Source organism: Lacticaseibacillus rhamnosus (assembly GCF_900636965.1).
Classification (GTDB): Bacteria; Bacillota; Bacilli; order Lactobacillales; family Lactobacillaceae; genus Lacticaseibacillus; species Lacticaseibacillus rhamnosus.
In genome coordinates this window covers 2,343,501-2,357,103 of record NZ_LR134331.1, presented here as the reverse complement: position 1 = coordinate 2,357,103, position 13,603 = coordinate 2,343,501, and the positions used below count along the sequence as shown (strand labels likewise).

Here is a 13,603-nt window from a genome sequence, read left to right as displayed (position 1 = left end):
TCTAAGCGCGCCGGCTCGCGCTCACACTTTTTGGAGGTGATTAACAGCAGACAAATATATGTAACAATGTAGCGTAACATGGTATGTTATGAGCACGATAATTAAGTGGAAGATGCTCATATGCTCAGACCAAACGAAATGGCTAAATGTCTCGGTGCAACTGCAACAGTGGGATAAGTCTGGAAAGCTCAAAGCTCGCAGAACACCACCTAATTGATGTTATTATACCGAGCATCAATACTTGGCTTATATCGGTCATGCTGATGAATTAAAGAAACATCGACGAGTTGCGTGCGTTTTGGCTATGATTGGTTTGAGCGCCAAACCCCAAAGATTCAACCACACAGCTTGTGGGGTTGAATCATCCTGGTCTATCACCTCAGGGAGAGCTAACTGAAGACTTAATTAGTATGATTCACGTATTTTCGCGTCGGTTATCCGGCTTACGTCAATACAAGGAAAGCTTGAAGACGATCCATTTTTGAAGTAAGTCCTTTAGTTAACTTGAAGGGAGGTGAACACTTTTGATTAAAACGCATAAGATCAAACTTTATCCCAATGCAACGATGCGTAAAGAATTAGAAAAATTGTTTGATTATCGCCGTTTCGTTTGGAACCAAGGGCTGGAAATCTGGAATGACATGTATGACGCCTCTTTAGTCATGATGGATAAGTCGATACGGCCTAATGAGCGAAAAGTTCGTGATGAACTGGTTGCGAACAAAGCAGATTGGCAGTTTGAACGATCGGCGCGCGTTTTACAGCTTGCCGTGAATGATTTAAGTAAGGCGTGGGCAAACTATTTGAATCCTAAAATGCCCAACCATGACAAGCCTAAGTGGAAGTCGAAAAAGCGCTCACGTAAAACTTTTAGAACGGATCGTGCCCAGATAGTTAATGGCAAGCTCCGTTTGGACAAACCACATGGCACAAGGGTATGGTATGACATCAAAATGGCTGAACAGCCACGATGGCAAGGTGAAATCAAGCAGGTTTGCATCGTTCAAGACGCAGATGGCTACTATGCATCGTTGTCTATTGAAGCCACAGTCATGGTTGAAAAACGAACCATTCGCCGGGTTACTGCCGTTGACGTCAATGTGGGCAAGTTCGACTACAAAACCCCATCAGGTTATGCCATTCAGCCAACACTACCCGCTTCTCTACCAGCACTTTACGCTCGTATCACTCACTATCAAAAACAATTAGCACGTAAGCGAGCAACAAATCCAAAGCACTTTAATTCAGCGACCTATCGCGCAACGAGAACCAAGTTGAAGCGAAACTATCAACGCGTTGAACGGATACAAATGGACTTGTTAAACAAATTTACGACCAAGCTAGTTGTTGATCACGATCTAATTGGGATAGAAGACTTGGATAATCAGCACATGCGCATGAATCATCGTCTCGCCAAAAAGCTGCATCGTTCAATGTTTGGCAAATTCAAAATCATGATGCAATACAAAGCGGATTGGAACGGCAGTACTTTAATTCTTGCCGATCCAATGTTTCCGAGTACGCAACGGTGTTCAAAATGTGGTTATATCAAAACCGGTGAAGAGAAACTTACTTTGCACGGTAATGCCAAATACCACACTGGACATGATGATTACATTTGCTACCAATGCGGTGCTAGGATGCGACGTGATGAGAATGCAGTTGATAACCTGATCGATTATGCAAAATCAAAAGTACCGGGGTAGGCTATACCCTTAAAGTTCAAGAGGCGGTCACTGTCATGATGAATTATTTCAGAGTGGGAATACCGCTGTTAACGGGACTAAATGAAATGCTGAATGTCAATCAAGAAAGGAAATATATAGAACCTTTATTGGTGTCAAAGAGACATTCTTCCACATTTTATATAGCAGGTTGTACATGAAAAAGCGATTGATTGTCGTTATCCTGATGCTTTTGGCACTGGTGGCGACGGGCTGTTCGAGTCAGTCGACAGCTAAACGGGAATTGGTTTCGGGCGATCCTTATTCGGATACTCAGTTTCTGATGGGGACGGTTGTTATGATTAAGATTTATGACAAGGGGAAGCAGGGAGCACTAGATGCTGCTTTTGCCCGTGTTCAGCAGTTGGCCGATGAACTGACGGTTAACCAGAAGGGCTCCGAAGTCGATGCTGTCAATAAGAATGCGGGGGTGAAACCCGTACATGTCACTCCGAGTGTTTATCGGGTGATTGAAGCTGCCAAGCATTATAGTGAAAATTCGAACGGTTCGTTTGACTTGGCAATTGGGCCGATTACGAGTTTGTGGCATATTGGTTTTGCCGATGCGCGCAAACCGGCGCAAAGTGAAATTGATGCCAAGCTGCCATTGGTTCACTATCAAGATGTTGCTCTCAATAAGAAACAACAGACGGTATATCTTAAGAAAAAGGGCATGGCAATTGATCTAGGTGGTATTGCTAAAGGCTTTATTACCGATGAAGTCGTGAAAACGTTGAAGAAACAGCATGTAACGACTGCTATTATTGACTTAGGCGGCAATATTTTTGTCATGGGCAAAAGTCCTAAAAGCACTAAAAAAGACTGGAGTGTCGGTATTCAGGATCCTAAGAAGCCTCGTGGGACGGCCATCGGGACCTTACCTGCCAGCAATAAAACCATCGTGACCTCGGGTATCTATGAACGCTATCTTAAAGTTGATGGTAAGGTTTATATGCACCTGATGAATCCCAAAACCGGCTATCCATTTGATAATGAATTAATGGGTGTTTCGATTATTACCAAAAAGAGTGTGGATGGGGATGCTTTGTCAACAGCGACTTTTGATAAGGGGCTATTTGATGGGATGGCCTATATTGAAAAGTTGAATTATGCTGATGCTATTTTTGTTACCAAAGATAAAAAAGTTTACGTGAGCTCGGGGTTGAAAGATAAGTTTAAGTTGTTGAAGGACTCGGGGTATACGCTGGCGAAGTTAAAGTAAGTTGGTTAAGGGTTCACAATAAAGGCTTGACCGACTTTTAACCGCGCTGGCTCGCGCTCACAATAACGCGTTCACCGGCGCAGAAGTCTGCGTGTAAGGACCACGAACGCAATGGCCAAGAGCGGGCCATCACGTTCGAGGCCACTTACACTCCGACTTCTAAGCGCGCCGGTTCACGCTCACGATAACGCGCTCCCCAGCGCAGGGCTTGCGTGTAAGGACCTTGGTCGCAATGACCAAGCGCGGGTCATCACGCCCAAGGCCACTTACACTCCAGCCCCTAACCGCGCTGGCTCGCGCTCACTACAAAAGGGGAGAGTAGATGTCGTTACCGATATTTTTAGAACTGGTTGAAATTCGCACCAAACTGGCAAGTGTTTTGCCATTTGCGATTGGCACTTTGTTTGCAGTGACTTATTTTCACGCCTTTGATTGGCTCAATACGCTTTTATTTTTTACTGCAATGTTGATTTTCGATATGATGACAACTGCGCTTAATAATTTGATGGATTATCAAAAAGCCAAAGATGCTCATTATCAGCAGGAAGTGAATGTCATTGGTCGGGCTCAGCTTGATCCGGGAATGGTTGCCAAGTTGATTCTGGTAATGCTTGTGGTCGCTTCGTTGCTGGGCGTTGTGTTGGTCGTGCGGACGGATTGGCTGTTGCTGTTAATGGGGATGGCTTGTTTTGCCATTGGTATTTTGTATACTTGGGGGCCATTACCGCTTTCTCGTTTGCCGCTTGGTGAAATTTTTTCCGGGATCGTCATGGGATTAGGCATTCCGGTTATTGCAACCTATGTCAATATTGCCCCGGGACGCTTGCTTGCCTTGGATTTTGGGTGGCCAACAGTTGTTTTACGTGGTGACTTTATCGCCATCGTTGCATTAGGATTAGCCTGCATTACCCCGATGGCAACCATTGCCAATATTATGCTGGCTAATAATATGTCTGATATTGAAGAAGATCAGCGCAATCATCGCCACACGTTGCCGATGTATCTGGGCAAATGGTGGTCGCCACGGGTATACGCGTTGTTAGCTTATGCCGGCTTCTTAGCGGTGATCTTGGGCGTCATTTTTGGCGCGCTACCGATATGGACATTGGTGGTGGAGTTAGCCTGGCCGTTGGTGATTCGCAATGTGCATCGGTTCATTCGTGATCCCAGCAAACAGCGAACGTTTCATACCGCGGTGATCAACCTGGTTTTGGAAAACGGTTTGCTGGTTGTGGGTTTGGGAATGGGGGTGGTGCTATGACCCAGTCTTATCATCGGCTGACGTGGCCGCTATTTTTAGAATTTATTCGGTTACCGGCTAAGGCTGCCAGTATGTTGCCGCTGGTGTTGGGAATCAGTTACGCTGCTTGGGCATTTCATCAGTTTTCTTGGATCAATAGTCTCATATACGCTGCGGCTCAATTGGCTATTGCCTTATTTGTGACAGGATTCAACAATGTTCAGGATTATTTTAAGGCCAAAGATCGCAGTTATCAGCAGTCGCAAAATATTATCGGCCGCGAGCATTTGTCACCTTGGGGCATGTTGGCACTTACCATCTTTATTTTGCTCATCAGCGTGGTTTTAGGCATTATTCTTGTCATGCGCACCAACCTGAGCTTGTTAGTGATTGGCGCGGTCGGGGTCGGTGTGGCCATTTTATATACATTCGGGCCGGTTCCTCTATCACGATTGCCGCTGGGAGAGGTGTTGGCCGGGTTTGTGGAAGGTTATGGGACTTTCGTGATCGCGGTGTTTATCAATATGACACTACCGGGACCGCTTGACTTAACGCTTGACCGCCGCACGTTTACATTTGCACTTAATCTGGGCTGGCTGTTACAACTGTTGATCGCTGTTTTACCGGTGATCATTTTGAATGCTGCTGTCATGTTTGCCGATAACATTGCTGATATGGCGCAGGATATCAAAAATCAGCGCTTTACATTGCCATATTACCTTGGCCGAACCCGAGCTTTACGTTGGTACCGGTTGATACCCTTCTGTACCTTTGTTGCGTTACTGCTAGGTGTTTTGACCCGCAGTTTGCCATGGTGGAGTTTACTCGTTATGTTGACTTGGCCGGTGGTGAAGAAAAACACGCGGCGGTACACTAAAGCACCAAGCAAAGACAAAACTTTTATTTTTACGATTCAATCTTTAATGATCGTTGGCGGTGCTTTACTGTTGACCTTGTGGCTTGGTATTTTCTTCTGAGGGTGTGAGTTCAAAATATCAGACTCGATCATGGTAGTTGGTAGCAGTGCGATGGGTCCACCTTGTTAGAATATTAAGATAGAAAGCAAGAGCTGGCGGAGCGGTGGCGGGCTCAGTCGTGCCCACCACTCTAGCTGCGCGGTCGCCAGCCCTCGCCACCGCGGAGCCAGCTCGGAGTAACGGAAATCACTTAATTAGAGTAGAACCGAGAAAAAGTTGACACTTACCGGCGCGAACCTCTGCTTGCTATCTGTTTGTAATCTTGGTAAGATATTGGACGTGACTGGAGGGAACAAGATGTCAGTAAAGAAAGTTGCTTTAGCTTGTTCGGTTTGTGGGCAACGGAATTATTTTGTTCCCGAAAACCCAAAACGAACAGAACGGTTAACGTTAAAAAAGTTTTGTAAACATTGTGGCCGCGTGACGGTCCATCAAGAAACCAAGTAATAATGGAAGGAGCGCAATGATGAAATTTATCAAAAGTGTTTTCGCGGAAATGAAAGCTGTCACTTGGCCAACTGCCCAGCAGACGCGGCGTGATACGTTTACCGTCATCATGACTTCCATTATTTTTGCGATCTATTTTGCGGGTGTGGACTGGGTTATCAATGCAGTCTTCCAAGCCTTCTTATATTAAGACCTGACAAACTGCTTTATTTTTGCTATACTATGAGCAACGCAAAACCGCCTTCGATGACGGTTTTTTATTTTGACTCAAAACACTAAAAGGAGAACATTATGGCTGAAACAGTTACATCAGCAGAGAAACGTTGGTATGTCTTGCACACTTATTCTGGTTACGAAAATAAGGTGAAGACAAACCTTGAACAACGGACCAGCAGTATGAATATGGATGATTATATTTTCCGGGTAGTTGTTCCGGAAGAAGAAGAACACGAGCAAAAGAACGGCAAAGAGAAGATCGAAATGAAGAAGACCTTCCCGGGTTATGTGTTAGTCGAAATGGTCATGACGGATCAATCATGGTTCGTAGTGCGGAACACGCCTGGCGTTACCGGTTTCGTGGGTTCCCATGGTGCAGGTTCAAAGCCGGCGCCATTGTTGCCTGAAGAAGTTGCAAGTGTCTTGCATTCAATGGGCATGAGCACACGGCATCAGGATGTTGAGTTTGATGTGGGCGAACCCGTTACGATTATTGATGGGGCCTTTACCGGGATGCATGGTAAAGTAACCGCTGTCGATAAAGACAAGATGAAGCTCAAAGTCGTGACCGAAATGTTTGACCGCGAAGTCACTGCTGAACTGGATTTTGATCAAGTCGACAAACTGTAGGCAAGGCTCATGAGCAGCTGGTTTTGGCTCGTGATTGCAGTTGGCACTGTTGTGATTGCGGGCGGTTTAGCAGACTTTATATTACTGGGTCGTCCCGGATATGCGCCGGTGCCATTAGTCATGGATGCAACGCCGACTTTGTTCATCCCCGGCCATTTAGGTACGCGGTATTCATTCGGCCATATGTTGTGGCGTATGCAGCGTCGTTATGGCTTGAGTAAAGATGTTGTCGCGATTGTTGCCCCTGATGGCAGGGTGCGTTTGCGTGGTCGGTTGAACTTGAATCATCATGCTGCGGTGCAAGTGCTATTCACCGATAAAACCGTGCGCCCAGCTGCGCAATTACGGGGACTAAATCACGTGATTACGGCTTTACAGGCGCAACAAGCTTTCAGTCAGCTTAATCTGATTGGACACTCAATGGGCGGCGTGACGGCAGTGTTGTATTTATTAAGCAAACCAGCTGTGCCAGTCGCCAACCTAGTCACTATTGCTGCGCCTATGAATGACTTAGAAGTTGCTCAGCGCTCACCGATTCTAAACTGGTCGTTGACGCGTCAGGGACCGGAACACACAGCCCCAATTTATCAGCAATTTCAGCGCACCATTGACAATCTTCCTTCTGATTTGCGATGGCTGAACATTGCCGGAGACTTGATGCTTGGAGGTCGCCATGACGGCGAGGTTGCGATTAACAGCAGTTTTGCGGTGCGTTATCTGGTGAAGGATCGGATCAAGGACTATACGGAGGTCGTCATTCGCGGACCGCGGGCAGCCCACAGTTTGCTCCATGAGAATCGCCTCGTTGATCATGATATTGTTGAATATTTATGGCAGCAGCAACGCGATTTTTAGCTATTGTCAGAAGATATCGGTTGCGCGATAAGCAACGGCACATTATTTTTGGCATTGCTTAGGAACCTTGACCATGATGGCCAAGGTTCCTTATGTTTTACCCGCAAGTTGCTGTCACCGGAAATAAGGCATTGGCGACAATAAAGTTGCCGCAATGCTTGCTAGGAGGAAAATATGGCCCAAGTCTATCTTGCCGCTCCTTTTTTTGATCCCGCGCAGACAAAGCGGTTGAATCAGGTATTAGCGGCTTTAAATGAAAATGAGTCCGTTAGCGGTATTTTTTCACCACGCGATGATACTAACAAAGCAGGTTTGACGGAAAATTCACCAGCTTGGCAGCGACAGGTTTTTGGTGAAGATATTCGCGGCTTGCACCAAGCAACGGTGATGGTCGCGATTTTGGATTATATTGGCGAAGACCCTGATCCGGGAACCGCCTTTGAGATCGGCTATGCGTATGCGCACCACATGCCAATTGTGGCGCTACAACTGACGGACATGAAAATGAACCTGATGCTCGCCGGCTCCATTACCTGTTTTGTAACAGATATTGCCGAGCTGAAAACACTGGATTTAGATCATGTGCTCGTTCGTCCTTATGTGGGACCGGTGTTTTAGTGAGCGTGAACAGGGCCGCTTAGAAACCGGAGTGTAAGTGGCCTTGTCGGGCTTTGACCATTGCGACCAAGATCCTTACACGCAGGTTTCTGCATCGGAGCGCGTTATGATGATAACTGAAAACTTGCTAGCGTGATGTAACGCTGGCTTTTTTAATGTCATCCTGAATTTTTTAAAAGCCCGCCATTATCTGTTTGACCGGTCATCGTCAGCATTAACGAATTGTTATTGATTAATCTATATCTTGATATTGAATTCGTTTGGCTATACCATATCTTGTATACGGGAGGGACGGATATGCAAGTTATGATGAAACCGATCACCTTGGCGCCTGAATTCATTGCCGAGGTTAAGAAAGAAATTAAGCCGCACTGGGGGGAGCTTGGCTGGGTAACCTACAAGCGGACCTATGCGCGGTGGCTGCCGAATGAAGAGCGAACCGAGAATTGGGATGAAACCGTCAAGCGCGTTGTTGAAGGCAATATTAACCTTGATCCGCGTTTACATACTGCGGATCCGGATCCTAAAGTAGTAACGGCCTTGCAAAAAGAGGCGCGCAATCTTTTCAAACTTATTTATGGGTTGGCAGGCACGCCATCTGGCCGTAACCTTTGGATTTCCGGAACGGATTATCAAAAGCGTAATGGCGATGCATTGAATAATTGCTGGTTTATTGCGATTCGTCCCCAACCATATGGCGATTCACATATTGTGCCAACCGATTTTTCTGCTGATCAGCCTGCTGTTTCGATGCCATATTCTTTCATGTTTGATGAATTGATGAAAGGCGGCGGTGTTGGTTTTTCCGTCACCAAAGACAATATCGCCAAGTTGCCACCAGTAGCCAGTGCGGTTGATTTGACGATTGTCATTGATCGGCGCAGCGCCAGTTATGAAGCTTCACTTAAGATGGGCGCGGTTGATCGACAAGCATGGGAACAAGCCCATGCAACCGAACGCAACGATCGGTATGTTTTGCCGGATACGCGCGAAGGCTGGGTTTTGGCCAATGCCAAGGTGATTGATCACCATTTTGCCGCAACTAATCCTAGTGGCCAAACGAAATTGGTATTAGACATTACCAATATTCGACCAAAAGGCGCGCGCATTCATGGTTTTGGCGGTACGGCTTCAGGGCCCATGCCGTTAGTTGAAATGTTGCAGGATATCAATAACGTGCTTAATGCGCGAGTTGGCAAGCATTTGACAGCGGTTGATGCAACCGATATTGGCAATCTGATTGGTAAAACCGTTGTCGCAGGTAATGTTCGCCGCTCTGCCGAAATGTCGTTAGGATCTGCTGATGATGATGCGTTTATCACCATGAAGCAGGATCAAAAGCAACTGTATCATCATCGTTGGGCATCGAATAACAGTGTTGCGATTGATACCCAGTTTGAAGCCTACGCACCGATTGCGACGGCGATTGCCAAAAATGGCGAACCAGGTATTGTCAATCTCGACTTGTCCCGGCACTATGGACGCATTGTCGATGGCGAAAATGCCGCCAATGATCCGGATGTCGAAGGGACAAATCCTTGCGGCGAAATTTCTTTGGCCAACGGTGAGCCCTGCAATTTATTTGAAGTATTCCCGGTTGTGGCCGTGCAGCAAGGTTGGAAGCTAAAACAAGCCTTCACGTTGGCGGCGCGTTATGCTAAACGGGTCACCTTTAGCAACTACGACTGGCAGGTTTCACGCGATATTATCAAGAAGAACCGGCGAATCGGCATTTCGATGTCCGGTATTCAAGACTGGTTCCTGGATGATTTCGGTCATCGGGTTGTTTCCGGATTTGAACCGGTTGTTGATCCGCATACGGGAAAAATGGTCGAGAAACCGATTTACGATCCTGAGATTAAACAAGCGGTTGATGGACTTTATCGTACGGTGGTCAACGCAGATAAAGCTTATTCTGAAGCCTTGGGATGCGAACCGTCGCGCAAGCACACAACCGTTAAACCATCCGGAACTGTGGCTAAATTGGCGGGTGTTTCCGAAGGCATGCATTTCCATTATGCCGGTTATTTGATTCAACGGATTCGGTTCCAGGCCAATGATCCGCTATTGCCGGCACTGAAGGCATGTGGCTATCACATTGAACCGGATGTTTACACTAAAAATACGATGGTCGTTGAATTTCCGATTCGTGCAGCGCATGCGGATGATCCGGCATTTGCTTCGGCAGGCACGGTTTCGATTGCCGAACAAATTGCCACCCAAGCGTTCTTGCAAACATACTGGTCTGATAATGCGGTGAGTTGCACCGTGACCTTCCAGCCTGAAGAAGCTGACCAGATTGCTGACTTATTATCACAATATCGGCATGTCATCAAGTCCACGTCAATGCTGCCATACGTTGGCGCAGGCTTTAAACAAGCACCAAAAGAACCAATTGACGTCCAGACTTACAAGCAGAAATGCCAACAGATTCACGGTTCGGTTGCAGCGGTTTTTGCGGCTCAAAATGCCGATCATGATCAAAAAGATCTCGGATTAGTGGATCAAACCGATTGTGCTGGCGGTGCTTGCCCGATTAAATAAACGATATGGAGGATGTAGGTTCATGTTAAAGAAAGTTTTACGGTCACTGGTTGTCTTCTTCACTGCGATGTTGGTTCTTACCGGGTGCAGCAGCAGTGCTAGCAGTACGGCCAAAAGCAGCAGCAAACCCAATCAGATTGTGGTCACGTATCAACTGAAGGAAAACGGTAAGGCATTTGCGAATAAGAAAATCACGCAACCTAAAAAATCTGTTGTTATGACCGGTTTGAAGAAGGGCTGGAAAGTCAAGGCTTCCAAGGGCTTCATCACTGAGATCGCTGGCAAGAAGCAAAATGTTGCCAAGAAAACATACTGGCTGTACACCATCAATGGCAAGATGGCTAAAAAAGGTGCCTCGCAGCAACCGGTTAAGAACCATGATAAAGTTGTGTTTGACTTGAGTGTGACTAAATGAAGCTGCCAGTAGCAGCCAAAAAGCCATCGCCTGTCCGGGCGGTGGCTTTGCTTGGTTTATTAACCGCCTTGTGTACGGTTTTGCGCATTATTAAAGTACCGATTCCTAATGTTCAGCCCGTCACGGATATTTTGATGGTGACAACGCTGCTACTGGGATTTCGGTGGGGCATTGCTTTGACCATGAGTACCTTGGTGGTTTCAAATCTGATTTTAGGATTTGGCTTGTGGACGTTGCCGCAGATTGTTGCTTATGCGATGTGCCTAGTCGTGGTTCAAGTTAGCGTAACGTTGATACCGCTGATTCGGCTCACACTTTGGATTCAGATTGGGATAGCCGGTCTGCTTGGCTACTTATACGGGTTCATCGTTAGTTTAGGAATGGCCGTCATTGGCAGTTTGAATGGTCTTGGCTTTTGGGCTTATTATTTAAGTGGTTTATTGTTTGATACTTATCACGTCATTGGAAATCTCGTGTTTTATCCGATTGTGGTGCTGGTTTTGCAACAGGGATTGAAACGCTTTTCTCATCAGGGTTGAAGACAGGAGGCAGTCATGAAGCTATACACAAAAGTCGGGGATCACGGTGCGACCAAACAGATTAACGGTAAGAAGGTGCCAAAATACGATCCGCAGATTGTGGCACTAGGCGATCTTGATGAACTCGATTCGTGGCTCGGCTATGTTGCTGCTCAAGCGCAGGCAACGCCAGGATTTGCCTGGCTTACAGAAGCGTTGCAAGCACGGCAGCGGGAATTATATGAGCTGCTGGCGGATATTGCGGTTCCGCGGCACCAAACGATCACAGAAGCACATGTGAAGGCACTAGAAGATGCGATTGATCAAATGATGGCCGCCGTTCCCCATATCACAGCGTTTGTTTTGCCAGGCGGACATCCGCTAGCAGCCGCGTTACAATACGGCAGAGCAGTGGCCCGGCGCGCAGAACGGTCATTGGATCAATTAGCTGCTAAAGATGACACTTTGAGCGCCGTCACATTGCAATATAGCAACCGGCTATCTGACTATCTTTTTGCGTTGGCACGCTACGTCAACTTCAAAGCAGGCGTTGCTGAGGTGAAAAGTAAGTAAACAAGGTTAGTGTGATCGTTAGTTTGAAAGACCCGCAAGTAAAAAGCCTTGATCCGAAAAATTGGACCAAGGCTTTTTGCATACTGTGATAGTGGAACGCATTTTTAACTAAAAGCTATTCTGTCGCTTACGAAGGCTGGCTTGCGGCTGGCGATCTTATTCCGCTACAGGCAACATTTTCAAAAGATGGTGTTGTTCAAACCAATAGCCGATCCGTAGAAGTTGATCTTCACGACCCTTGGCGGCGGTAAATTGGATCCCTAGTGGCAGGCCTTCATCTGAAATAGCGGTCGGCAAGCTGATGGCTGGGGCGCCGGTTAAGTTCGCTTGTTGCGTGAATGGTGAATAGGTGAGACTGGGTTCGAATAAATCCCAGATCAGCGTTTGTTGTTCGCTTGGGTCAAGCTCGGCTGCGTGGTGCATTTTTTTAATGATCGCTGGTGATTGTAACGCGGCATCAATGCGCGGGGCGGTTTTGGCGGTGGTCGGGGTTAACAGCAAGTCGTAACTTTCGTGAAACCGACTGTAAGCTTCAGCGGCTCGATCCCAGATGGCTAACGACCGGCTGTAATCAGCGGCGGTGGTGTGCAACCCTGCTTGATAGATGGCCCAAGTGATTAACTCAATATCGTTAGGCGTAACCGTCCGACCGGTTTGATCGGTGTAGGCTTGGAACATGGCAGCCGTTTCGCCACCATTCATCAGATAATAAGCCTGCATGAGTGCCACACCGTCCACATCCGGAGCAGCTTCGGTCACGGTATGCCCTGCAGCGCGCAACGCATCGACAGCTTTTTCGACGGCAGTTATGGCGGTGCTGCTGACCGGTGTGCCCACGGGAGATTGCGTTGTGTAAGCAATTCTTAACGGTCGCGTGTCGTTGACTTGATCAAGCCGCAGTGGTGGGGCGATAAACGGTGCGGCTAATTGAGTAGTGGCTAAACCGCGTAAGAGCGCTTCGGTATCTGCCATTGTCCGGGTCAAGGCAAAATTAATGGAGGCACCTTGCCAGCCGCGCCATTCACCGGGACCGGTGGGAACACGACCACGCGTTGGTTTTAACCCGATCAATCCAGAAAATGAAGCGGGGATGCGGATAGAGCCGCCACCGTCAGAACCGGCTGCGAGCGGGCTAATTCCTGCGGCAACCAACGCTGCAGCACCACCGGAAGAGCCACCCGGTGAGTAGGCCAGATTCCAAGGATTACGCGCCGGTCCGTAAAGTGCAGCATCGGTAATGTTTTTAAATCCGAATTCCGGCACATTACTTTGACCGACAATGATGAAACCCAGTCTTTGCAAGGCCTGAACAAAGTTATTCGTACGGGTTGCCTTGGCATCTTTAAAAAGACGGCTGCCGCCTGTTTCCGGAGCGCCGGCGAGGCTTTGACCGAGTCCCTTCAAAAACAAAGGAACCCCGAAAAAAGGCTGACCAGTATCCGTGAGTGCCGCGGCTTCATGCTTTGCCGCATCAAACCTCGTCCACGTTACCGCATTCAGTTGCGGATTGCGCGTGGTTAATTTTTTTGCAGTCATGTCAATCAAGTCACCACTCGTCACGGCACCTGCACGAACAGCCGCGGCTTGAGCTAATGCTGAAGAAATCATGTTTAGCCTCCAAAAA

At 47.4% G+C, this 13,603-nt stretch carries 14 protein-coding genes; 13 read left to right on the top strand and 1 reads right to left on the bottom strand.

Annotation, left to right across the window (positions count from 1 at the left end; genetic code table 11):
- Nucleotides 1-524 precede the first annotated feature (524 nt).
- From EL173_RS11775 to EL173_RS11715, 13 genes are all read left to right on the top strand, one after another.
- Entirely contained in the window at nt 525-1,706 is a 1,182-nt protein-coding gene (locus EL173_RS11775) for an RNA-guided endonuclease InsQ/TnpB family protein (RefSeq protein WP_020752287.1), read from the top strand.
- Between the two features lie 175 nt (nt 1,707-1,881).
- Nucleotides 1,882-2,946: an FAD:protein FMN transferase gene (locus EL173_RS11770; RefSeq protein ID WP_019728556.1), complete on the top strand. Its 1,065-nt coding sequence runs from the start codon at nt 1,882-1,884 to the stop codon at nt 2,944-2,946.
- Between the two features lie 322 nt (nt 2,947-3,268).
- Nucleotides 3,269-4,207, top strand: coding sequence for a 1,4-dihydroxy-2-naphthoate polyprenyltransferase (gene menA / locus EL173_RS11765; protein ID WP_005692394.1), 939 nt, complete (start codon nt 3,269-3,271; stop codon nt 4,205-4,207).
- Nucleotides 4,204-5,163 (top strand): UbiA family prenyltransferase, encoded by a 960-nt coding sequence (locus EL173_RS11760; RefSeq protein WP_005692396.1) that lies wholly within the window; start codon nt 4,204-4,206, stop codon nt 5,161-5,163. The genes menA and EL173_RS11760 overlap by 4 nt, the downstream gene beginning before the upstream one ends.
- Nucleotides 5,164-5,460: 297 nt before the next feature.
- Nucleotides 5,461-5,610, top strand: a complete 150-nt coding sequence (gene rpmG, locus EL173_RS11755; RefSeq protein WP_005686176.1) for a 50S ribosomal protein L33 — start codon at nt 5,461-5,463, stop codon at nt 5,608-5,610.
- Between the two features lie 19 nt (nt 5,611-5,629).
- Nucleotides 5,630-5,800 (top strand): preprotein translocase subunit SecE, encoded by a 171-nt coding sequence (gene secE, locus EL173_RS11750; protein ID WP_005686177.1) that lies wholly within the window; start codon nt 5,630-5,632, stop codon nt 5,798-5,800.
- Nucleotides 5,801-5,901: 101 nt separating this feature from the next.
- Nucleotides 5,902-6,456: a transcription termination/antitermination protein NusG gene (gene nusG, locus EL173_RS11745; RefSeq protein ID WP_005686179.1), complete on the top strand. Its 555-nt coding sequence runs from the start codon at nt 5,902-5,904 to the stop codon at nt 6,454-6,456.
- Nucleotides 6,457-6,465: 9 nt separating this feature from the next.
- Nucleotides 6,466-7,311, top strand: coding sequence for an alpha/beta fold hydrolase (locus EL173_RS11740; protein WP_005692400.1), 846 nt, complete (start codon nt 6,466-6,468; stop codon nt 7,309-7,311).
- Between the two features lie 174 nt (nt 7,312-7,485).
- Complete coding sequence (locus tag EL173_RS11735; protein ID WP_005686183.1) at nt 7,486-7,929, top strand: nucleoside 2-deoxyribosyltransferase; 444 nt, start codon at nt 7,486-7,488, stop codon at nt 7,927-7,929.
- 297 nt (nt 7,930-8,226) lie between these two features.
- Nucleotides 8,227-10,473 carry a ribonucleoside-triphosphate reductase, adenosylcobalamin-dependent gene (nrdJ, locus tag EL173_RS11730; RefSeq protein ID WP_015764687.1) on the top strand — a complete coding sequence of 749 codons (2,247 nt, stop codon included), beginning with the start codon at nt 8,227-8,229 and terminating at the stop codon, nt 10,471-10,473.
- 22 nt (nt 10,474-10,495) lie between these two features.
- Nucleotides 10,496-10,888 carry a DUF4430 domain-containing protein gene (locus tag EL173_RS11725; protein WP_005686185.1) on the top strand — a complete coding sequence of 131 codons (393 nt, stop codon included), beginning with the start codon at nt 10,496-10,498 and terminating at the stop codon, nt 10,886-10,888.
- Nucleotides 10,885-11,427: an ECF transporter S component gene (locus EL173_RS11720; protein WP_005692407.1), complete on the top strand. Its 543-nt coding sequence runs from the start codon at nt 10,885-10,887 to the stop codon at nt 11,425-11,427. The genes EL173_RS11725 and EL173_RS11720 overlap by 4 nt, the downstream gene beginning before the upstream one ends.
- A gap of 15 nt (nt 11,428-11,442) precedes the next feature.
- Nucleotides 11,443-11,979 (top strand): cob(I)yrinic acid a,c-diamide adenosyltransferase, encoded by a 537-nt coding sequence (locus tag EL173_RS11715; protein ID WP_005692409.1) that lies wholly within the window; start codon nt 11,443-11,445, stop codon nt 11,977-11,979.
- A 156-nt stretch (nt 11,980-12,135) separates the two neighbouring features.
- Here EL173_RS11715 and EL173_RS11710 read toward each other — a convergent pair whose 3' ends face one another.
- Complete coding sequence (locus EL173_RS11710) at nt 12,136-13,587, bottom strand: amidase (RefSeq protein WP_005692411.1); 1,452 nt, start codon at nt 13,585-13,587, stop codon at nt 12,136-12,138.
- Nucleotides 13,588-13,603: the final 16 nt, after the last annotated feature.